The organism is Thermoactinomyces sp. CICC 10521 (genome assembly GCF_016055135.1).
Classification (GTDB): Bacteria; Bacillota; Bacilli; order Thermoactinomycetales; family Thermoactinomycetaceae; genus Thermoactinomyces_A; species Thermoactinomyces_A daqus.
Genome location: NZ_JAECVZ010000005.1, coordinates 40,875 through 60,937 on the forward strand (window position 1 = coordinate 40,875; position 20,063 = coordinate 60,937).

The 20,063-nt window shown below is 51.6% G+C and carries 19 protein-coding genes; 1 reads left to right on the plus strand and 18 read right to left on the minus strand.

Going from position 1 to position 20,063, the window contains the following annotated elements; all coding sequences use genetic code 11:
- Positions 1-9: 9 nt before the first annotated feature.
- The gene (locus I8U17_RS05370; RefSeq protein ID WP_370589215.1) at positions 10-1,701 is read right to left on the minus strand and encodes a DAK2 domain-containing protein; all 1,692 of its coding nucleotides are present in this window, start codon (positions 1,699-1,701) and stop codon (positions 10-12) included.
- Positions 1,702-1,710: 9 nt separating this feature from the next.
- Positions 1,711-2,076, minus strand: coding sequence for an Asp23/Gls24 family envelope stress response protein (locus I8U17_RS05375; protein ID WP_033099778.1), 366 nt, complete (start codon positions 2,074-2,076; stop codon positions 1,711-1,713).
- Between the two features lie 262 nt (positions 2,077-2,338).
- Here I8U17_RS05375 and rpmB point away from each other — a divergent pair, with 262 nt between their 5' ends.
- On the plus strand, positions 2,339-2,527 hold the full coding sequence (rpmB, locus tag I8U17_RS05380) for a 50S ribosomal protein L28 (RefSeq protein WP_033099779.1): 189 nt from the start codon (positions 2,339-2,341) through the stop codon (positions 2,525-2,527).
- 47 nt (positions 2,528-2,574) lie between these two features.
- On the opposite strand, the gene spoVM is transcribed toward rpmB, so the two are convergent.
- From spoVM to coaBC, 16 genes are all read right to left on the minus strand, one after another.
- Positions 2,575-2,655, minus strand: coding sequence for a stage V sporulation protein SpoVM (gene spoVM, locus I8U17_RS05385; RefSeq protein WP_033100295.1), 81 nt, complete (start codon positions 2,653-2,655; stop codon positions 2,575-2,577).
- 130 nt (positions 2,656-2,785) lie between these two features.
- Positions 2,786-3,439 (minus strand): thiamine diphosphokinase, encoded by a 654-nt coding sequence (locus tag I8U17_RS05390; protein ID WP_198059130.1) that lies wholly within the window; start codon positions 3,437-3,439, stop codon positions 2,786-2,788.
- 18 nt (positions 3,440-3,457) lie between these two features.
- Positions 3,458-4,009 carry an energy-coupled thiamine transporter ThiT gene (thiT, locus tag I8U17_RS05395; RefSeq protein ID WP_033100294.1) on the minus strand — a complete coding sequence of 184 codons (552 nt, stop codon included), beginning with the start codon at positions 4,007-4,009 and terminating at the stop codon, positions 3,458-3,460.
- A 23-nt stretch (positions 4,010-4,032) separates the two neighbouring features.
- Complete coding sequence (gene rpe / locus I8U17_RS05400; protein WP_033100293.1) at positions 4,033-4,698, minus strand: ribulose-phosphate 3-epimerase; 666 nt, start codon at positions 4,696-4,698, stop codon at positions 4,033-4,035.
- A 1-nt stretch (position 4,699) separates the two neighbouring features.
- Positions 4,700-5,590, minus strand: a complete 891-nt coding sequence (rsgA, locus tag I8U17_RS05405; protein WP_033100292.1) for a ribosome small subunit-dependent GTPase A — start codon at positions 5,588-5,590, stop codon at positions 4,700-4,702.
- 26 nt (positions 5,591-5,616) lie between these two features.
- Positions 5,617-7,326 carry a Stk1 family PASTA domain-containing Ser/Thr kinase gene (gene pknB, locus I8U17_RS05410; protein WP_232330929.1) on the minus strand — a complete coding sequence of 570 codons (1,710 nt, stop codon included), beginning with the start codon at positions 7,324-7,326 and terminating at the stop codon, positions 5,617-5,619.
- Between the two features lie 32 nt (positions 7,327-7,358).
- Entirely contained in the window at positions 7,359-8,111 is a 753-nt protein-coding gene (locus I8U17_RS05415; RefSeq protein ID WP_033100291.1) for a Stp1/IreP family PP2C-type Ser/Thr phosphatase, read from the minus strand.
- A 185-nt stretch (positions 8,112-8,296) separates the two neighbouring features.
- Entirely contained in the window at positions 8,297-9,340 is a 1,044-nt protein-coding gene (gene rlmN, locus I8U17_RS05420; protein ID WP_033100290.1) for a dual-specificity RNA methyltransferase RlmN, read from the minus strand.
- 158 nt (positions 9,341-9,498) lie between these two features.
- Positions 9,499-10,620: a Ger(x)C family spore germination protein gene (locus tag I8U17_RS05425; protein WP_198059131.1), complete on the minus strand. Its 1,122-nt coding sequence runs from the start codon at positions 10,618-10,620 to the stop codon at positions 9,499-9,501.
- Positions 10,598-11,761 carry a GerAB/ArcD/ProY family transporter gene (locus I8U17_RS05430; protein WP_033100288.1) on the minus strand — a complete coding sequence of 388 codons (1,164 nt, stop codon included), beginning with the start codon at positions 11,759-11,761 and terminating at the stop codon, positions 10,598-10,600. Before I8U17_RS05430 ends, I8U17_RS05425 begins: the two co-directional genes overlap by 23 nt.
- Complete coding sequence (locus tag I8U17_RS05435; RefSeq protein ID WP_198055677.1) at positions 11,758-13,338, minus strand: spore germination protein; 1,581 nt, start codon at positions 13,336-13,338, stop codon at positions 11,758-11,760. Before I8U17_RS05435 ends, I8U17_RS05430 begins: the two co-directional genes overlap by 4 nt.
- Positions 13,339-13,547: 209 nt before the next feature.
- Entirely contained in the window at positions 13,548-14,912 is a 1,365-nt protein-coding gene (rsmB, locus tag I8U17_RS05440; RefSeq protein ID WP_033100287.1) for a 16S rRNA (cytosine(967)-C(5))-methyltransferase RsmB, read from the minus strand.
- The gene (gene fmt, locus I8U17_RS05445; RefSeq protein WP_198055728.1) at positions 14,909-15,832 is read right to left on the minus strand and encodes a methionyl-tRNA formyltransferase; all 924 of its coding nucleotides are present in this window, start codon (positions 15,830-15,832) and stop codon (positions 14,909-14,911) included. Before fmt ends, rsmB begins: the two co-directional genes overlap by 4 nt.
- A gap of 23 nt (positions 15,833-15,855) precedes the next feature.
- Positions 15,856-16,332, minus strand: a complete 477-nt coding sequence (gene def, locus I8U17_RS05450; RefSeq protein ID WP_033100286.1) for a peptide deformylase — start codon at positions 16,330-16,332, stop codon at positions 15,856-15,858.
- Entirely contained in the window at positions 16,319-18,799 is a 2,481-nt protein-coding gene (gene priA, locus I8U17_RS05455) for a primosomal protein N' (RefSeq protein ID WP_052154071.1), read from the minus strand. Before priA ends, def begins: the two co-directional genes overlap by 14 nt.
- Positions 18,789-19,988 carry a bifunctional phosphopantothenoylcysteine decarboxylase/phosphopantothenate--cysteine ligase CoaBC gene (gene coaBC, locus I8U17_RS05460; RefSeq protein WP_198059132.1) on the minus strand — a complete coding sequence of 400 codons (1,200 nt, stop codon included), beginning with the start codon at positions 19,986-19,988 and terminating at the stop codon, positions 18,789-18,791. Before coaBC ends, priA begins: the two co-directional genes overlap by 11 nt.
- Positions 19,989-20,063: the final 75 nt, after the last annotated feature.

The window sequence follows — 20,063 nt, forward strand, 5'->3', positions numbered from 1 at the left end:
CTCCTTTCTTTACTCAACGGCAAACAGGTAATAATAAACCGGTTGTCCTCCCTGATGCACTTCAAATTCGATCTCGGGATAGATTTGCGAAAGTGACTCAACCAGTGCATGCGCCTGTTCTTCGGTCACATCCCGGCCGTAGATCACTGTCACCACATCCGCTTCCTCGCCGATCATTTTTTGCAGCAGGGCTTTGGCCGTTTGCACCATGTCCTGGCCGACGATTTCGATTTTGCCCTCTTGAATGCCGAGGAAATCCCCTTTCCTGATTTCCTGCCCATCCACTTGTGAATCGCGGATCGCATAAGTGAGTTCCCCCGAGCGCACCGCCCCAGAAGCCGTCGTCATGTTCTGCTCGTTCTCCTCGTGGCTTCGCTCCGCACTGAAAGCGAGCAGTGCAGCCAAGCCTTGCGGGATGCTGCGGGTAGCGATCACCGTGACGGGTGTATCAACAATTTGGCTCACCTGCTTTGCCGTCAAAACGATATTCTTATTATTCGGCAAGATCACAATATGTTCAGCTTCAATTTTTCTCACTGCATCGACCAGTTCTTCCGTACTCGGGTTCATCGTCTGGCCGCCTTCCACCACCTGATCGACGCCCAATGAACGGAAAATGTCGACAATTCCTTTTCCGGCCGCCACTGCCACAATGCCGTACTTTTTCTTTTCCGCCTTCTGCTCCCCACCGGTCTGCACAGGGGTGGAGGCAGCGCTTTTTCCTTCCGTCACGCTGGCGTATTGTTCGCGCATGTTGTCGATCTTGATGCGGATCAAATCGCCGAATTTCATGGCAAAATTGAGTGCATCCCCCGGGTATTCGGCATGGATATGTACTTTAACCAATTCATCATCAGCTACGACCAACAGCGAATCCCCGAATTGCTCCATGCTTTTGCGGAATTTGGCTTCATCAAACGCTTCGGTTTTGCGTCGCGTCGTTTTCAAATTGATAATAAATTCGGTGCAATACCCGTGTTCGATTTGCGAAGCATCCATTTTCGACTGGGCGTTATCGTGAGCAAGGGAAGCGAGCGATTCCGTGTCGAGTTTCACTTGCGGAGCATCGGGGGCAATCTCTTCACCCTTCAAGGCAGCCAGCATTCCCTCATAGATATAAACCAGGCCTTGTCCTCCGGCATCCACTACTCCCGTCTGCTTCAAAACGGGGAGCATTTCCGGGGTGCGGGCAAGCGTCCGCCGTGCTTCATTCAACACCGTCTCCATGATCACAGCGGTGTCTTCCGTCGTCCACGCTTTTTTCATACCGGCGTCAGCCGCTTCGCGCGCCACTGTCAAAACTGTGCCCTCCACCGGTTTGATCACTGCCTTGTACGCAGTTTCAACTCCCCGCTGAAAGGCATCAGCCAATTGATGAGCGTTGATCTCCTTTTTATCGGAAACAGCCTTGGCAAATCCGCGAAACAGCTGGGACAAAATCACACCGGAATTACCGCGTGCACCCATCAGCAATCCTTTTGAAAGCGCCTCCGCCAGTTTTCCCACCGTGCCGGATGCCGCCTGTTTTTCCATCTCTTTCACACCGGATGCCAGCGTCAAATTCATATTGGTTCCGGTATCCCCGTCCGGTACGGGAAAAACGTTCAAAGCATTGACCGATTCCACGTGTTTATTCAGATTCCCGGCACCGGAACGCATCATTTGTAAAAACAGAGCTGCATGGATTTGCTGTGTCAACAGTGTTCCTCCTTACTCTTCATTGACCAGGCGAACTCCCTGCACATAGATGTTCACCTGACTTACTTTCAATCCGATCATCTGATCCAGCGTATACTTCACCTTGGATTGCACATTGTGTGCCACTTCGGAAATTTTGGTTCCATAGCCCACGATGATGTACAGATCGATCACGACTTCTCCGCTCTCCGTGCGCACTTCGATCCCTTTGCTTAAATTCTCCCTGCCCAAAAGTTCCGTAATTCCGTCTTTTAACTGGCTGCGCGAAGCCATCCCAACCAAGCCGTAGCAGTCCATGGCCGCAATTCCGGCAACCGTTGCAATCACTTCATTGGCCACTTGGATTTGACCGAGTTCCGTCGAAACTTCCAAGCTCATTCCAATTCCTCCCAGATGAGGTTTTCCATGCTTTGCTAGGACAATTGTACAATAATACCTAAATGAATAAAAGCTTAACAACATTCATCATACTGGACTCGCTCTCTCCTTGCAAGTAAAGTTCAGGTATGCTAAAATGTGCTGGTGTTTAGTCCTTATTCCGTTACCGTAAAGAGAAGAGTCCTCCCTTGCCTGAAATGTACCCTGACGGAAGATACTTTCGGCAGGGGATGATGGTATGGAACGAAGAGGAGGTGTAAGAATGGCTCGTCGTTGCTTTATCACTGGAAAACAAGGCCACACCGGAAACAAGGTAAGCCACTCCAACCGCAAAACGAGAAAAAAATGGGGTGCCAACGTACAAAAAGTGCGCATTCTCGTTGACGGCAAACCGAAACGCGTATATGTGAGCACTCGTGCCCTCAAATCCGGTAAAGTGACTCGCGTATAACCGAAAAAGAAAAAAGCACCGATTGGGGTGCTTTTTTTATTTGGCCATTAATCTTTTTTGAATGCCGCTAGCAAAACCTTAACGAAACCGCCCAGGAATTTCGGTAGCTTTATGGTATAGAACTTCACCAACATTCACCCCTTACGCTGCAATGATAAAAGATAATGACCGTGTTTTCTTCATCTTATTTATATTCTATAGAGTTCAATGTGTACCTAGAACAGGAGAAAAAATTGCTTGGGGTGAACGCCATATTCCTTAGCGGTCGCGGCTTTCGACCAGCAGGCATTTTCCCGAACGGATCGAGACCCAGCCGGATCCGCTTGCCAATTCATTGCTGATCCCGCGTGTGAATCCGCGATAAAGCGTTTCATTTTTCAGAGGGTATTTTAGCCCGTCTGTCACAATTCCCGTCACTTCTCTGGAAACCGGAATCAAAGAAATGTAGGGGAATTCTCCTTGCCTCAACTCGATTTTACCCGGGCCGGAAAAAAAGCGGACCCGGTTGCTGGAATGGAGCAAAACCCCCCGGGTCCCACGGGCCTCCAGCCATTCCAGAAGCCCCACATTGGCAAGCAAATGATCGAGGCGGGCTCCACCCAGCGCTCCCAAAATGAGCACTTCCCCTCCGGTTTGGTGCTCAAGCGCCTTTGTGAGGGCATAATGCAGGTCGGTTTCCTCCTTTTCCGCCGGCAATCGCTCCACCTCGATCCCCGACTGCATCAGTTCATCGGCAAACTCCTCACCGGCGGTATCAAAGTCACCCACGGCCAGGTGGGGAGTGATTCCCGCCTGAACCAGCTTTTTCGCACCGGCATCCGCCGTAATGATATAATACTTTTCCGGATCGATCAGGGCGATCTCCTCCGCCGTCAAATCTCCCCCCGCCACCACCAGCACTTTTTGCTTCAACATGATTCACTCCCGCTTTTACGATTGCCGTGTGATCAATTGCGGAGCGGAATATAGGATCAAAAGAACGGCAACGAACGAAATGATCACTTCGGGCAACAGATAGGTGACATTGTAGAGGAATGAATAGAGGTAGACGGACTGGCCTGCCGGAGCGTATTGTTTAAAAAAGACAACCCCGGAAATAAAGTGGGACAACAGGCGAAACGCGCCGGCAAACAAAAGCCCGAAACCGGCCAGTGAAGCTTTCCATTTGCGCGCATAATGTTCGCGAATGCGAAAGAGCCCGGCCAGCCCCAAAGCGGCAAAAGCGATCGGATAATCAAGCGCCGCCTGCACCGGATGGACCACATAACCGCCGGTAATGAGCAGCAACAATCCGGTCAGCAAGCCACAGGACAGTCCTGCTTTCACCCCGCGCCGGAACGAAACGGCGGCGATCGGGATCATCACCAGGGTAATCGAACCGCCGTTTGGCATTTCAAACAGTGTCAGCTTATCCAATACAGCTGCGACCGCTGTCATGATCGCCACTTCCAGCATCGTTACCAATCGTGTGGATGAATTCATGGTGTTTCTCTCCTTCTCACTGCTTAACCGCGGCTTCCCGTCCCAGCACGGCGGATGGCAGCGATGGCGGCCTCGCGGTCTTTTTGGCCAAACACCGCCGATCCGGCCACCAGCACCGTCGCTCCCGCTTCAACTGCCAGCTGTGCCGTCTCCTGATTGATGCCGCCGTCCACTTCAATTTCGAGCTGAAGAGATTGGGCATCGATCAGCCGGCGCAATCCGCGAATCTTGTCGAGTACGTCCGGGATAAACGCCTGCCCGCCAAATCCGGGATTGACCGTCATCAGCAAAATCAGGTCAACATCGCGCAAAATCGGTTCAATCATCGCGACCGGTGTCGCCGGATTCAGGACAACACCCGCTTTCACGCCCTGCTCCTTGATCAGGTGGACGGTGCGGTGCAAATGTCGGCACGCTTCCTGGTGAACCGAAATCAGATCAGCGCCGCTTTTGGCAAACCTTTCAATATATCGGTCCGGTTCCTCAATCATCAGGTGAACATCGAGCGGCAGTTTCGTATGAGGGCGAATCGCCTCCACTACCAAAGGCCCCATCGTGATGTTGGGTACAAAATGACCATCCATCACATCAATATGAATCCAGTCAGCCCCTGCCCGTTCCACGTCGGCAATCTCTTCCTGCAACCGGGCGAAGTCGGCCGACAGAATCGATGGCGCAATCTTGATCATGCTAATACCTCCTCGCCAGCGCATCTTTGATTTCTGCCAAAAACTGCGTATAGTTTTGATAACGCTTTTCGTCGATTTCTTGCTGCTCCAGCGCCGCTTTTACTGCACAACCCGGCTCCCCGGTGTGCAAACAGCCGCGAAACCGGCATTCCGGTGCCCGCTCGCGAATTTCGGGAAAATAATCGCCGAGCTCTGTCGGTTCAAATCCCTGAAAAGTCAATTGGCTGAAACCGGGTGTATCCGCCACTTGTCCGTTTGTCTCCATGGGCAACAATTCCACCGTTCTCGTTGTATGGCGCCCGCGGGCGATTTTTTTGCTCACTTGTCCGGTCAAAAGCTGCATTCCCGGCAACAGATGATTGAGGAGTGAACTTTTTCCCACTCCCGATTGGCCGGCGAACACGGATACCTTTCCGGCCAGCACCGCCTTCAGTTCATCCATGCCTTCTCCTGTGACGACGCTGGTCGCGATTACCTTGTAGCCGGCCGGCCGGTAAATCGCGCTGATCCGTTCAATTTCGCCGTTGTTCTTCAATAAATCCCTTTTTGTGAGAACTATCACAAGATCCAGTCCTTCACGCTCCCCGTGCACGAGGAAACGATCGACCGGCATTTGCTGAAACCGAGGCTGCCGCAAAGAACAAACAACCACCGCCTGATCGACATTGGCGATGGGTGGACGAATGAGTTCATTGCGACGGGGCTGAACGGAGGTCACCACGCCTTCGTTCTGCCCCGTCTTTTCAAACTCGACGATATCGCCGACCAGCGGGGTCAGCTTCTTCTTGTCAAACTTGAACACCCCGCGCGCCCGGCACTGGAGCATATCGCCCCCGTCCGTGCGCACGTAGTAAAACCCGCTGATGGCTTTTACAATTTGCCCGACAGGCATATAAGACCTCCTTTGTCAAAGTTTGATTACCAACCTGGAACCAATTCACACTTTGGTTCATTCGCAATATAACTGTAAACCTTCACGACTCCGCCCTTTTTAATGAAAGTACCCGCTTCCGGCTCCTGCCTAAAGATATGGGCATGACCTACACTTTGCCCGGCCGGATCCGGACATCTGTACAGTTCGACTTTATAGGGCTTATCTGCCAATTTGCTGCTGTGAACGGCAGATTCAAACTTTCCATAATAATTGTCGACTATAGCCCCCTCCACACCTACATAAATTTTCACTTGCGTGTTTGCAGGGTCGTCTACCATCGTTCCGTTCCGTGGCTCTTGATCCCAAATTTGCCCCGGTTGGACTCCTTCTTTCGGTTTTGGTATGATTTTGGGCTCTGGAAAACCGTTGTCCGCCAACCATTTTTTAGCTTCATCCAAGTTCGTGAACAATTCCATTTTCACCGGTTTTCCGGTATTTTCCGTCACCGTCTGATCTTCACTTCCGCCTGAGAATAAGCCCCAGATCGTGTCAAAGCCCCATATGGTCAAAACCAGGATGATGATAATTGTAATGAGGCCAAACAAAAGTTTTTGCCACCAAGGCAGATTGGCTTGCACATTTTCCAGCCAAACGACCGTGCGCTGGAACATGGTACGCTCGCTGTCGTTGGGAGCACTCTTCAGCCGTTCGAGATTGGCCAGCGTTTTGTCACCGAGCGCGTTGGAAGCGACCTGCCCTTTACGCTGACCGCTGCGAATTTCCGGACGCTGGATCGGCGAGTGATAAGAAGGTGGTTCAACAGCGGTTGCCACCGGGGATTCGCCTTCCTCATCCTCCGAAAGCGGAATGGTTTGATAAAGATCGCGCTGTGTCGGTTTGGAACGGGTTCCGGCCCAGTTGGCTTCCAGGCGGGGCCCGATATTGGCTGCCTGCTGGATCGCCTTCAGCATCTCGCGGGCGGAGCTGAAGCGTTTGTTAGGGTCTTTGTCCAATGCGCACAGGATCACTTCCGCCAGCGCATCGGGAATGTTCGGATTGATTGAGCGCGGATCTTCCGGAATCTCCTGCAGGTGCTTCAAAGCAATGCTGATCGCGGAGTCGCCGTCAAACGGCAGGCGGCCTGTCAGCATTTCATACAGGACAATCCCCAAGGAGTAGAGATCGGATTTTTCCCCGATCACACCTCCCCGCGCCTGTTCCGGTGAAAAATAATGGACAGAACCCATGACGGAACCTTCTTGGGTAATCGTAGAGGAACTTGCCGCCCTGGCAATCCCGAAGTCGGTCACTTTCGCTCTGCCATTGGCTCCGAGCAGGATATTATGCGGTTTGATATCGCGGTGGACAATCTGATTTTCATGGGCATGAGCCAAACCGTCGCAGATTTGGATCGCGATGGCGGCCGCTTCCTGCGCCGGGAGCGGTCCCCGTTCCTGAATGTATTGTTTCAGCGTCGGCCCTTCAACCAGCTCCATGACAATGTAATGAGTATAATGATCCTTCCCCACATCATACACATTGACAATATTGGGATGGGACAAGCTCGCGGCAGCTTGTGCTTCCCGGCTAAAACGACGTATAAACTCCGAGTCATTACTGAGGGAATCACTTAACACTTTAATCGCGACATAACGGTTTAACAGCAAGTCTTTTGCTTTGTATACGACCGCCATTCCACCGCCGCCGACACGGCTGACTATTTCGTAACGTCCCCCCAGCTTCTTCCCTTCCATCTGCATGGTCACCTGTTCCTCCTTGAACCCAATTAAGATGTAGCTGACCCACCTGTATGTCTTAGAAGAATTAGGGAAATGTTATCCGCCCCGCCGGCTTCCAAAGCTAATTCGATCAATTTATCGGCTTTTTCGTCCAGCGTCATGGATGTAGATGAGAGGACAAGTCCAATCTCCCTTTCGCTAACCATCGTGGTGAGTCCATCGGAACACATGAGGAAAATATCGTCCTTGCTCCATGGTGTATTTATCAGATCGACTTCGACATCTTCATTTGTACCGACAGCTCGAACGATCATATTGCGCAGGTGATGGTTGCGCGCTTCTTCGGCCGTGATTTGTCCATTCTTTCGCAGAATGTTGACATACGAATGATCCTCGGTCAGTTGATACAGCCCGTTTTTGTGCAGCATGTAGGCGCGGCTGTCCCCAACATGAGCCAGAACCACTTCGTGTTGATCGACGATCGCGGCGATTACCGTCGTGCCCATGCCGGATAACTGGCTGTTCTGCTCGGCCATCCTGAATACTTTCTCATTGGCCTTTCCTACGGCATGCAGAAGCAGATCGCTTTTTTCATCAGTCGAAACATCCAGGTTTTCCGCCCGGAGCACCTTTTCAATGGTGTCGACCGTTTCGCGGCTGGCTACATCGCCAGCTTGATGACCGCCCATTCCGTCGGCGACGATCGCGATCACAGTTCCCGATTTGGTCAAAACCAGGCCTGTGCTGTCTTCATTCAGGTCACGCACACGACCGATGTCAGTGCGCCGTGCAAGCTCCATTCCGGTTACCCCTTTCCCTTTCTAGTATTCCCTGTATTGACCTTTATCAAGAGGAAATCCCGTAGACCGATTCATTGCCGGATCGATTGCTGCCTTTTTTCTTTTGTTGAAAAAGGTATTCATATCATTTCTGTTGAAAAAGGTGATAGGCGAAACGAAATCGTCAGAAAACCGCTGAAGCTCTCCTAGCTCAGACGACTGTGTTTGGCACGAAGTTGTCCACACGCTGCATCGATATCATGCCCGTGTTCCCGGCGAATCGTGGTATTCACATGATAGGAATCCAGGATTCGCTTAAATTCGAAAATTTGCTTTCTCGGTGTACGTGTGTAATTTCGCTCCGGAACATAGTTTACCGGAATGAGATTGACAAGGCAATTCATCCCTTTAAGCAGTTTGCCCAGTTCATGAGCATGTTCGCTTTGGTCGTTTTTCCCGCCGATCAGGGCATACTCAAAAGTGAGTCTACGCCCGGTTTTTTCCAAATAGTACCGGCATGCGTCCAATAATTCCGCCAATGGATAACGCCGGTTGATCGGCATGAGCTTGGACCTGAGTTCGGTATTGGGAGCATGAAGGGAAATCGCCAGGCCTACCTGCCAATTTTCGTCGGCAAACCGGTAGAGATTGGGAACGACTCCGCTGGTGGATACCGTGATATGGCGCTGGCCAATATTGAGTCCGTGCCCGTCATTGATTATGCGAACAAACTTCATCGTCGGTTCATAATTTTCAAATGGTTCACCCGAACCCATCACCACAACCGATTTGACCTTTTCAGATGACGGATCAAGATATTTCTGCGCCATAACCACTTGTGCCACGATCTCGCCGGCGCTCAGATTTCGCTTCAATCCTCCGAGTGTCGAAGCGCAAAAAGTGCAACCGACCCTGCATCCCACCTGTGTCGTCACACAGACGCTGATCCCGTAGTTATGACGCATAATCACGGTTTCAATCGCATGTCCGTCGTGAAGACCGAACAGAAACTTCACCGTTCCATCGCGGGATACCTGAGTCGTAATCACTTGAAGCGGCATCAGGTGAAAGAATTCACTTAATTCTGCACGCATGTTTTTCGGCAAATTTGTCATGTCGCCAAACGAATCGACGCGTTTGACATAGAGCCAATCCATGATCTGGTTGGCTCGCCATTCGGGGTGACCGTGGCGAGTCATCCAATCTTTCCATTCCTGATAAGATAAATCATATGCAAAAGTTTTCACCATTCATTCTCACCAATTCTTCGAAAACTGCCTTACGTCAATAAAAAGCAGGGTTCTCCCTGCATCAAAACTTTTCTTATTATATCATAGTACAATCCAAAAAAAAGGGACAGGTCGTGAAGATTTTTTCGCACCCTCCATGTCCCTGCGCTGTTCATCCCCTAACTGGATTCCAGGCCGATGCGTCTGAGCGTAACTTTGTAATGAATTTGGATCGGTATGTTTGCATATCGGCTTCTCCATTGCATTTTCTCATAGAATTTCGGATAGAAGGCGTGCACATAATTCCCGATCCCCATCACATCGACGCGAAACTCTTTTTGTGAACGCTCGACCAGTTTTTTGGCAATCTTCTCATATTCCCTGGCAACCAATTGGCTCAGTTGTTGGTAGGTTGATTTTTCTGTGATCTGGATCGGACAAGTTTTTTCATTAATTTCTCCTTCTATTTTCACCTGTATGTCAACTTTCCCGTTTTTTACTGTGACCTTTCTGCGGGCATTTTCCGGATGAAAAAAGAAGGTTCCTTCTGCCTTTCCGCAAGGGACGGACAGATCAGCTCCGGAGCGCTGTCTGCGGATATGCATGATCGGGGTGAGCAATCTCTCATCTAATACTCCGACCATGCGATCCCCGCGAAACACAGCCATCCCTTCCCAGTCAAACTGCTCTTTCTGCGCCTTAAACATATTGATCAACGGATTTCGCTTTTGCGGATTGGACAATTCAATCATCACTTGGCCCAGCTCAATCGTCGGGAGTTTTCCTATTTTCACTCCGGTATCGATCTGATCACGGAGGTAATCGGTCGGAATCGGTTCCAATCCGACCTGCGTTTTCATGGCTTCCTTCGCTTTGCCATCGATCACAATCGGCCACATGTGCCTGCGGATTTCCGGGCTGCGGCGCAAAGCGTCCAGATGCCTTGAAATCCCTTCTTTTGCCACATCCTTGCTTAACAGCAACGTTTGCAAATGCCCCAGGAAGATCGGATTGTTTACCTTGCTTTGCAATTCGCTTAAGGCATCTCTCAGCGTTTCCCCCTCAGCGGTGAACGATTGAACGGCGCCGGGGCCGCCTTTTCCCCCGCCGCCGCCACCTCCGCCGACAATTTGCCCGGGACTAGGGACTTGTGCGGTTACCTCATATCCCTTTTTTCCTTTGTCAATTGCCAGGGAGACAATCACCGCCCGCTTTTCAATTTCAATACTGTCCCAACAACCCGTCAGCAAGAACAAACTGAGCAAAACGATAAACCCCTTAGCGCGAAGAAGATATTTCACGCGGCATTTCCCCTTTCTTGCGACGCAGGATGGCAATCACAAGCAGCAAAATGGGCAAACAGTCCGTAAGAAAACCAAAAATTCCAACTCGTTCCGCATATTTGCCCACTTCCCCCATATTTTCTGGAGCCATAGCCATAACATAAAGAACCGGGGCAAAAGCAAAGGCGATCCAGCGGCGATACCGTCCTTTCAGTCGGAAAAATTCGATCACCATCTGCACAGTACAGGCATACAGATTTAACACTGATGTAAATACGAGCACCAGCCAAATCGACAGAATGGCCGACTCCAACCGTTCAAACAGCATGGCATGAAGCCGGATCACTTTTCCTGTTTCCAATACGGGATACATGACCCGAACCAGTTCATCTTTGCCGAAAATGGATAATGTACCCACACATTTTATCCAGTAAAGGACAATAATTGTTCCAATGGCGAATAAATGGGCTTTCCACGCTTTCATCGGTTGTTTGTAAAATCCGGAAAACATCAGGAGCACACTGTACCCGGAGTAAGCAAAAGCGCCGCTTAGCATTGCTTTGGGCAACTGTGAAGTGTTCATTTGCAGCAAAGGCAGGAGATTGGTACTCTCTCCCCGTTGAATGAAAGCAAATATTTCGATGACTAATGGGAAGAAATTCAGCAACATCAATAGCTCATTATATTTGGCCACGATCCCGAATTCACTGCCCGCCGCAATGGCAACCGAAATAAGCAGAACCAAGATTACCGCTTCAATTGGCGTATTCACCAAGACCGCATTCACCATCGCTTCTCCAAATATACGGACACTCATGGAGATGCCCGATACCAAGTAAAGGGCGATGATCAACAAGACAATGATAGTCAGGAATCTGCCCAACCAGTGGCTCCTCCTGCTTCCCAAGATCTCGGGAGCAAACTGGACAATGGTCTGCCCTGGAAACCTCATGCAAAGAGCAGTCAGCAAGGCGATGATAATTCCGACAAAAATCCCGCTGACGATAATAATCCAGCTCATGTCATTACCACTGACTTCCGCCACATCGCGCGGCAAACTGAGTACACCAACCCCATAGATGGTGGAAACAACTATGGTAAAAGCCTGATACACTGTAATACTGTATCTCGTACCATCTGTTAATTGCTGTTGATTCATTTTTCTCCCCCGCCTTGTCTCACAACATCGTTTACCTTGTAAATCTCCGGCCGTTTTTTCATCCAGGGCCACGGAACACGGATCAAAGTATCTTTCAACGCTTTTAAATTAAGCGGTGCAAACGGGGACATATAGGGAACGCCAAATGAACGGAGCTGCACCAGGTGAAGGATGATCAGCATCATGGCGATCATGATCCCGTACAGTCCAAAGGCTGCGGCAAACATCATCATGGGAAAGCGCAACAACCGAACCGAGATGGCAGCGCTGTAACTCGGATTGGCATAGGAACTGATGGTGGTCAGCCCGACGACAATGACAAACGCAGGTGAAATCAATCCGGCCTGTACCGCCGCCTGTCCGATGACCAAACCGCCGACAATTCCGATGGTCGGCCCGATCGGCGAAGGCAAGCGGATACTCGCCTCACGCAAAATCTCCACACTGATTTCCATCGACAACGCTTCCAAAATCGGTGAAAAAGGCACGGTGGCCCGGCCGGCCGCCATGGCGATCAACAGCTTTGAAGGAACCATTTCAGGATGGAAGGAAACGAATGCGATATACAGGGACGGCAGCAAAAGCGCAATAAACAGACTGAGTAAGCGGATAAACCGCAAAAAGGTAGCGATCAGATACCGCTCATAATAATCTTCCGAGCTGTAATAAAACTGGCTGAATACAGCCGGGGCAATCAAAGCATAAGGGCTGCCGTCCACAAGGATGGCAAACTGTCCTTCCAGCAGATGGGCGACAACCGAGTCCGGACGCTCCGTATTTTGGATCAGCGGAAACGGCGTCCACATCTGATCGACTATAAACTCTTCAACATAGCCGGACTCGAGGATTCCGTCAATCTGGATATCCTGAATGCGCTTTTCAGCTTCTTTCACGACTTCTTCATCGCAAACACCTTCGATATAAAGAAGAGCGACAGTGGTCTTGGTTCGTTTCCCTTTGGTAAAGTACTTGACTCTCAGGAACGGATCGCGCAACCGGTGACGGATCATCGACAGGCTGCACACTACGGTTTCACTCATCCCTTCACGGGGGCCCCGCACGACGGATTCCGCATGGGGCTCACTCACACTCCGGGTAGTCCACCCTTTGGTTCCGACCACCAAAGCCTTACGGAAATTATCCAAAAAAACAACCGTATCCCCGGAGAGAATGGCATCAAGTGCACTCTTCATATCTTCGATCTCTTTGACCTCACCCGCCTGAACCAGATGGTTGTACACCTCATCATACAAGTCATTGACTGATTCTCGTTTATCGCTGTATTTCATCAGGGGGCGGATGATAAAGTTGTGATTGATATCTTTTTGCACCATTTCATCGAGATAGACAACCGAGGATTTCAAATCTTTCGGCACATCGATCACAAAGGTGCGCACGACCAGGTCGGAACACTCTTTCAGGATATTCTTGATAAACTCCACATTTTTGGCCTCTGTGTCAAAAATGTGCGTTTCCTCCTGAACCGCTTTGCTCAGCTGGCTTTCATTATGCTGTTCCAGCTTTTTCTGCTTCCTGCGCTCTTTTAAGCGCAAGATTCGATACGACGCTTTCTTCATTCACATCACCATTCATAACCTGCCCGACATGCATGAAAAACATGCAAAATAATACGGAATATGGAAAATGAAGACAAAAAAACCATCCACCTGTTGCGGTGAATGGTTCAACTTGATCACACAGCCTCCATATGCCGGTTCACGCCGCCTTTTTGGTCATTCTCTTCGCTCCGGCTCCTTCCGTCGTCGTCCCGTTTCGGGCCATGTCTTCACGATGGCCGTTTGATCATCCGGGCGATAAAAAAACCGTCGCTCATAAAATGATGCGGCAGGATTTGCAGCCATCCACCGGCGATGATGGCACGCTCCCGCACGAGCGGAAGCAGGTTTTCCTGCCATTTTTCATCGGCAAAAAACTCCGGATGGCGGGATAAAAAGGCCTCGACCTGCTCCTGGTTTTCACGCGGTTCAATGGTGCAGGTGCTGTAGACGAGCACTCCGCCCGGTTTCAGAAGCGGCGCAACTGCTTCCAGCAACTCCTTCTGCATCTGCACCAGCGGGTCGATCATCCTGGCTTCTTTGCTCCATTTGATATCGGGTTTGCGGCGAATCACCCCCAGCCCGGAGCAAGGGGCATCCAGCAGAATGGCATCAAAAGTCTCCCTGGCGATCTCTTTGCCCAGCTCCCTTCCGTCCGCCTTTTTCGGAGTGACAATGGTAATCCCCAGCCGGTTTGCATTGGAAGAGATCAGCTCCAATTTATGCTCATGAATATCACAAGCCAAAATGGAACCTTCATTCTTCATCCGTTCCGCCATATGCATCGTTTTCCCGCCCGGGGCCGCACAAACATCGAGCACCTTCATCCCCGGCCGCGGATCAAGCGCCGGAGCGACCAACATGGAACTTTCATCCTGAATTGAACAGTCTCCTTCCCGGAACAGCAAGGAGAAAGCCGGATTCCCGCCTCGCTCGATCCGGATGCCGTCGGGTGAAACAGGAGAGGGGAGGGCCTTCCCCTCCTGCTGCCTTCCCCATTTTTCAATAAATTGATCCCGCGTCAGGCGCAGGGAGTTGACGCGAATGTTTACTTTGGGCGGAACATGATTGGAAGTGAACATCAGGCGGGATTCTTCTTCACCGTATACTTCTTCCATCCGGCGCACCATCCATTCCGGATGGGAATAATAAAGGGCTTTTTCCTTGATGTTCTTCGGAAAGGCGGAAGGCGTCAGTCTCTCCTTCTGCCGCAGATAGGACCGCATCACTCCGTTAACCAATCCGGAAATCCCCTTATGTCCTCTCTTTTTGGCGATCTGTACGGTTTCGTGAACGGCTGCACGGGAAGGAATTTTATCCAGATAGGCCAGTTGATAAATTCCCAGGCGCAACAGCTGGCCCACCCAGGGCTCCAATGAACCGGTTCCTTTTTTAACCAGGGAATTTAATATCCAATCAAGCGTATTCATCCGCTGAATCGTCCCGTACACCAGCTCGGTCACCAGGCGCTTGTCCCGGTCATCCAGCCCGCTTTTTTCCAGAGCATGGTTTAAGAGAAGATTGCTGTATGAGTGCCTTTCTTCATATTCAATCAGAATATCAAGCGCAACTTCCCGGGCTGTGGCTTTCTTCATTTCCGATCCCCTAACTGTTCTCCAACCGTCATCTGCCGCCCGCGCACGAATTCAGCCACCGGCATCCTGCGTTTTCCCGCCGGCTGCACCTCCTGCAACAGCAAATGTCCGCCTCCGGTCGCGACCAAAATCCCGGCTTCATCAATCTGCACCACTGTCCCGGGTTCGGCCGTAGCCTGTTTTTCAACCGGCTTCGCCCGCCAAATTTTAAACGGCTGATTCTTCCAAGTGGTAAAGGCGACAGGCCAAGGATAAAGGCCTCGCACCTGATTCCAAAGTTCCATGGCCGTGCGTGTCCAATCGATTTTTTCATCATCACGCGTAATATTGGGCGCATAGGTTACCTGACTTTCATCCTGTTTGACCGCTGTTATCTTGCCTTCCAGAAGCAGAGGCAACGTTTCCGTCAACAGTTCAGCTCCGAGGACGCTCAGCTTCTCATGCATGGTTCCGACATCATCATCATCCGTGATCGGAATGGAGCGTTGTGAAATGATATCTCCCGCATCCAGCGCTTTGACCATATACATGATCGTGATGCCGGTTTCTTTCTCCCCGTTGATGATCGCGTGATGGATCGGGGCTCCCCCACGATATTTCGGCAGGAGGGAAGCGTGGACGTTAATGCAGCCGAATTTGGGTTCCTTTAAAATAGCTTCCGGCAAAATTTGCCCGTAGGCGGCTGTGACGATCAAATCCGGCTTCAGCGACAATACTCTTTCCACCGCTTCCGGATCGCGCAACTTTTCCGGCTGGTAAACGGGCAGTCCCAGCTTTTGCGCCGCCATCTTAACCGGGGGAGGAGTCAATTCTTTCTTGCGGCCCTTGGGCCGATCAGGCTGGGTCACCACCCCGATCACATGATAGCCTTCCCGTACCAGCGATTCCAAGGAGGGAACGGCGAAATCCGGAGTTCCCATAAACAAGACTTTGACTTGATCCGTCAATCCTCTTCCTCCTCTTCATCCGGGCGGAACACGCGTTCAGCCACATCAATAAACAAAACGCCGTTCAGATGATCGATTTCATGTTGGAAGGCACGCGCCAGGTATCCTTCCGCCTCGATTTCCACCGGATTTCCGTGGCGATCCTGCCCTTTGACCTTGATCCAGTTGGCCCGGCGCACTTCCCCGAGCAGATTGGGAATGCTGAGGCAGCCTTCCGGCGGAGAAATCTGTTCTCCCTTTTTCTCGACGATTTCCGGATTTACCATTTCAATCAGCCCTTCTCCGACATCGACCACAATTGCCCGCTTCAGGATTCCGACTTGCGGCGCAGCCAATCCAACGCCACGAGCGTCATACATCGTCTCCGCCATATCATCGAGCAATTTCGCCAAGCGCGCGTGAAATTTGGTCACCGGCTTTGCCTTTTGTTTCAGGACGGGATCGGGATATTGCACAATTTTACGAATGGCCATTTTCATGAAAACTCCTTTCCCAAACAATTCCATCTCGATCTATGCTGAACCTTAAATCCCCGTCATCGATCCGCATCTCCAGTTCCCGCAAGCAAATTTTGCACTTTTCTGCGGTTACTTCATCCAAAGGGGGATATTTGATCAACATTTGCAAACGATAACGATCTTTCAGCCTCGGAATCGGCGCGGGAACGGGACCCAGGAGCCGCGTCCGCTTCGGTAAATTCTTTCCCAGAAAACGCGCCATTTCCTGTCCCTGCCGCATCAGGGAAACGCGATCCGGATGGCTTAACAAGAGGGTAAACAAGCCGTAAAAAGGAGGATATCCATGCTGTTTCCGAATGATGCTTTCCTGTCGGTAAAAACCGTCGCTGTCATGCTCAACGGCCCGTTCAATGCTGTAATGGTCAGCGCTGTATGTTTGAATGATCACCCGGCCCGGCTTTTCATGCCTCCCGGCCCGGCCGCTCACTTGCGTCAACAATTGAAACGTCCGTTCGGCAGCCCGAAAATCCGGAAGATGCAGCATGGAATCGGCGGCGATCACCCCGACCAGCGTCACCTGCGGAAAGTCCAATCCTTTGGCGATCATTTGCGTTCCCAGCAAAACATCCGCTTTTCCGGAGCCAAATGCGTTGAGCAACCGTTCGTGCGCCCCTTTCCGGCTGGTGGTGTCCACATCCATGCGAATCACACGCAGACCGGGAAAACGCCGTGCCAGTTCTTCTTCGACCCGTTGCGTACCCGTGCCGAAATGACGGATATGTTTGCTTTGGCAATGCGGACACGCCCCCGGCATCCGCTGGGCAAAACCGCAATAGTGACAACGCACCGTCCGGTTGGTCTGATGGTAGGTAAGCGAGATGTCACAGTGGGGGCAGACTAGCGCTTCGCCGCATTCCCGGCACATGACAAAAGTGGAAAAACCGCGGCGGTTGAGGAATAAAACCGCCTGTTCCCCCCGGTTGACACAGGAAAGCAATTCCTCCTTCAACCGCTCGCTGAACATGGTACGGTTTCCTTTGCGCAATTCTTCCCGCATATCGACAATCTCCATCTGCGGAAACGGTCTTCCTTTTACCCGCTCTTTCAACTGCACCCACTCATGCCATCCCTGCTGTGCGCTCACAACCGTTTCCACCGCCGGAGTGGCCGAACCGAGAACCAGGGCAGCCCCATGGTGTTGTGCCCGCCACAGGGCAACGTCCCGCGCGTGATACTTCGGATTCTCTTCTTGTTTATAAGAGGATTCGTGTTCTTCGTCGATGATGATCAGCCCCACATTTTGGAATGGGGCAAAAATCGCCGAGCGGGCTCCTATTGCCACTTTAACCTTACCCAACCGGATTTTGCGCCATTCATCATAGCGTTCTCCGCCGGAAAGCCCGCTGTGCAACACGGCCACCAGATCGCCAAACCGGCTTTTAAAACGGTCGACCATCTGCGGTGTCAACGAGATTTCCGGAACCAGTACAATCGCTTCCCGCCCCTGCTGCATCACTTCGGCGATCGCCTGCAGGTAAATTTCCGTTTTTCCGCTCCCCGTCACCCCGTGAAGCAAAATGGAGCGGAAACAGCGTTCCCTGATCGGGGCCACGATCGACGCAAAGGCTTGATACTGCTCAGGCGTCAGCGGCAAAGGAGCGGTCCGCTCAAACTGGCGATGGGCAAAGGGATCGCGATACAACTCCCGTTCCTCCCATTCAAGAAATCCCGCCTCGACCAGCGTTTTTACGGTGGAACGGGCGACACCCAGTTCTGACAGCAAATCGGGCAACGCGATCTCTCGCGGCCTTTTTTCAAAAAAACGGAGCACTTCTTTTTGTCTGACCGCCCGGGCCGACAGGGAAGCAGCGGCGTTTGCCAATTCCTCCGGTTTTTTGGGCCGGACGAAGATCACTTTTTGCTTCGTGACACGATCGCCGACTCTCTCCTCCAAAACCACCCATTTCTCCTCGCTCAGTTGCCTCAGGAGAGAGGCATCCACTCCTGCAAAACGGAGAGCATCCTCCCATGCGCACTCCCCCTGCTCGCGCAGGTGAACCAATAATGACTTGGCAGAAAGGCTGAGCAGCGTTTCTTCTTTTCGTCCGGCCTCCGGGTGCAGACGGACGATTTTTTGGTAGGTTCCCTTCAGTACGGCAGGAATCATCGATTGGAGAGCGGTAATCGTACGGCACAAATACTCATTGGCCATAAAAAACCCGAGCTGCACCAGTTCCGGAGTGAGCGGGGGCGCAAAATCCATTACCTCCTGAATCGATTTCAGGCGTCCGGCAGCGGGCCGTTCTTTGATATTGACCACATAACCGATCCGTTTCTGCGGGCCAAACGGCACTTTTACCCGGCTGCCGATCTGCACCTCCGTAAAAAGTTCAGTCGGAATCCGGTAATCATAGGGACGGTCGGTGGCTTTGGCCGGTACATCGACAATCACTTCAGCAATCAAACCGGCATCAGTTCCCATGCAAGCGTTCTCCGATCAGCCGGATGATTTCCGCTGCCACTTCGGCCTTGCTCATCAGCGGCAACGACAGAACTTTTCCCTGCCGGTCATAAACCGTCACGATATTCGTTTCCGTTCCAAAGCCCGCTCCCGGTAAGGTCACATCATTCGCCACAATCAGGTCCATCCCCTTGCGCTCGAGCTTCTCTCTGGCATAATCCTCAACCCGCTGTGTTTCTGCGGCAAATCCCACGAATAGTTGATGCTCATTTTTTCTCTTTCCCACTTCGCTGGCGATATCTTCCGTTTTCGTCAGCGTGAGGGTCAGTTGATCCGCCGTTTTTTTCAGCTTTTGCCCATGTTCCTGCAACGGCCGGTAATCGGATACAGCGGCTGCTTTTATTATAATATCGGCTTGCGGCAAATAGTGTAAAACCGCTTCTCTCATTTCCAAAGCCCGCACGACGTCGATTCTTTTCACCCTCTCCGGTGTTTGCAGCGAAACCGGCCCGGCGATCAAGATGACTTCCGCCCCGGCCTTGGCGGCTGCTTCCGCCAGGGCAAATCCCATCTTGCCGGAAGAGTGATTGGAGATGTAGCGCACCGGGTCGATCGGTTCCTGCGTCGGTCCCGCCGTGATCAGCACCGTTTTTCCGGCGAGCGGTTTCCCTCCGGCAAAAAACGTTTCCACCCACGAGATGATTTCCTCAGGCTCTGCCATGCGTCCTTTTCCCACATAACCACAGGCCAGATGCCCTTGCCCCGGTTCAATGAAAAAGACGCCCCGCTCTCTCAGGGTCGCGAGATTTTTTTGCACGACCGGATTTTCGTACATATGTACGTTCATCGCCGGTGCAACCACGATCGGGGCTTGCGTGGCCAATAAGGTTGTCGACAGCATGTCATCCCCGAGTCCAAGGGCCATTTTGGCAATGATATTGGCCGTCGCCGGGGCAATGATAAACAAATCGGCGTGATCGGCCAGATCGATATGGTTCACCACTTCGGGATTATATTCATCAAAGGTGTCGACTGCCACATGATGCCGGGACAAGATCTGCATTGTAAGAGGGGTGATAAATTGAGTTGCCGACTTGGTCATAATCACTCTCACATCATATCCGCGTTGCGCAAGCCCGCTGGCGACAGAAGCGGCTTTAAAAGCAGCGATCCCACCTGTGACACCGAGCACGATCCGTTTTTCCTTCATGGCAATCCCCCTCTCCCTTCCTTCGTTCCCCCGGAAAAACTGTTCGCGCTATTCATTCGGGAGATATGACATTCC

Bases quoted from the DNA above. Each gene is read 5' to 3' on its own strand.
- def (WP_033100286.1), bottom strand. From the start codon at position 16,332: ATGGCCATTCGTAAAATTGTGCAATATCCCGATCCCGTCCTGAAACAA.
- rsgA (WP_033100292.1), bottom strand. From the start codon at position 5,590: ATGCCTGTCGGGCAAATTGTAAAAGCCATCAGCGGGTTTTACTACGTG.
- pknB (WP_232330929.1), bottom strand. From the start codon at position 7,326: ATGGAAGGGAAGAAGCTGGGGGGACGTTACGAAATAGTCAGCCGTGTC.
- I8U17_RS05415 (WP_033100291.1), bottom strand. From the start codon at position 8,111: ATGGAGCTTGCACGGCGCACTGACATCGGTCGTGTGCGTGACCTGAAT.
- I8U17_RS05435 (WP_198055677.1), bottom strand. From the start codon at position 13,338: ATGAAGAAAGCGTCGTATCGAATCTTGCGCTTAAAAGAGCGCAGGAAG.
- rpe (WP_033100293.1), bottom strand. From the start codon at position 4,698: ATGATCAAGATTGCGCCATCGATTCTGTCGGCCGACTTCGCCCGGTTG.
- rlmN (WP_033100290.1), bottom strand. From the start codon at position 9,340: ATGGTGAAAACTTTTGCATATGATTTATCTTATCAGGAATGGAAAGAT.
- fmt (WP_198055728.1), bottom strand. From the start codon at position 15,832: ATGGGAACTCCGGATTTCGCCGTTCCCTCCTTGGAATCGCTGGTACGG.
- thiT (WP_033100294.1), bottom strand. From the start codon at position 4,009: ATGAATTCATCCACACGATTGGTAACGATGCTGGAAGTGGCGATCATG.
- coaBC (WP_198059132.1), bottom strand. From the start codon at position 19,988: ATGAAGGAAAAACGGATCGTGCTCGGTGTCACAGGTGGGATCGCTGCT.
- I8U17_RS05375 (WP_033099778.1), bottom strand. From the start codon at position 2,076: ATGAGCTTGGAAGTTTCGACGGAACTCGGTCAAATCCAAGTGGCCAAT.
- I8U17_RS05430 (WP_033100288.1), bottom strand. From the start codon at position 11,761: ATGAATCAACAGCAATTAACAGATGGTACGAGATACAGTATTACAGTG.
- rsmB (WP_033100287.1), bottom strand. From the start codon at position 14,912: ATGAAGAAAGCCACAGCCCGGGAAGTTGCGCTTGATATTCTGATTGAA.
- rpmB (WP_033099779.1), top strand. From the start codon at position 2,339: ATGGCTCGTCGTTGCTTTATCACTGGAAAACAAGGCCACACCGGAAAC.
- priA (WP_052154071.1), bottom strand. From the start codon at position 18,799: ATGGGAACTGATGCCGGTTTGATTGCTGAAGTGATTGTCGATGTACCG.